Annotated in this window: 1 protein-coding gene; it reads right to left on the bottom strand. The window is 46.5% G+C overall.

The window, feature by feature from the left end:
- Window positions 1-364, bottom strand: a 364-nt coding sequence (locus tag AXFE_RS20280; RefSeq protein ID WP_235347943.1) for a transposase, incomplete at its 3' end; no start/stop codon positions are given.
- Between the last annotated feature and the right edge of the window lie 411 nt (window positions 365-775).

Genomic DNA, 775 nt, shown 5'->3' with positions numbered 1-775 from the left:
CCACTCGTCCTTGTGGCTTTTGTGGTTCCACTTGCAGCTTTTTCACCATCACAGGGGATCCTTGGGCATCGTAGATCTCGGTGAAGCCTTCCATCTCCATGAAATGGCTTCGATAGAGGCTCTTTTTGTTAGCTCTCTCAATTACTACGTAGTTGAGATTGCGCTTAATGAGAAGTTCTAGGTTTGCCTTGGTAGCAATTCCCCTATCCATCACAATGGTAGGAACAACATCCCCAAAGAGAGATCCATCCGATAGAGACTCCAAGGCATCAAGTACGCTAATGAGAGTTCTAGGCTCAGAGGTATTGCCCTCATGTATCTCTGAGTAGATGGGTAGTCCCCTGTGATCAACAAGTAGTGCCAGAGAAACTAATGTGCAATCAAAACGCTTCTCTTTGGAATGTCCATGTCGGTAACCGTCAGTGTATTTGCTGGAAGTAACTGTTATATATCTTAGTTGCTATCCACTCGACCGGGGTAGCAATAAGTCAACTATCCCCGATTTATTTTCTTGCTTGTGTCAACTCCTCCCCAAGTAGATCGGTAATGGAGATTGGTTCGTCACAGGAGGGACAATATCCCCCTATTCCTACTCGAGCCATAAAGGTATTACATCTCTAAGCAGCGTTGTTCTCCGAGGGATCTTTCACCACAACACCTACACTCATAGACGGTGAAGCCTCGATGTGACTTTGACCCTGGAACTGTGACTGGAAGAATGCCACCTATATCGTGACGTCGTCGATAAGCAAGAGCCCGACAAGCATCGGAGCAA

The organism is Acidithrix ferrooxidans, assembly GCF_000949295.1.
Lineage (GTDB): Bacteria > Actinomycetota > Acidimicrobiia > Acidimicrobiales > Acidimicrobiaceae > Acidithrix > Acidithrix ferrooxidans.
Note: the sequence above shows the minus strand (reverse complement) of the source record. Positions and strands in the feature narration are given on the sequence as shown.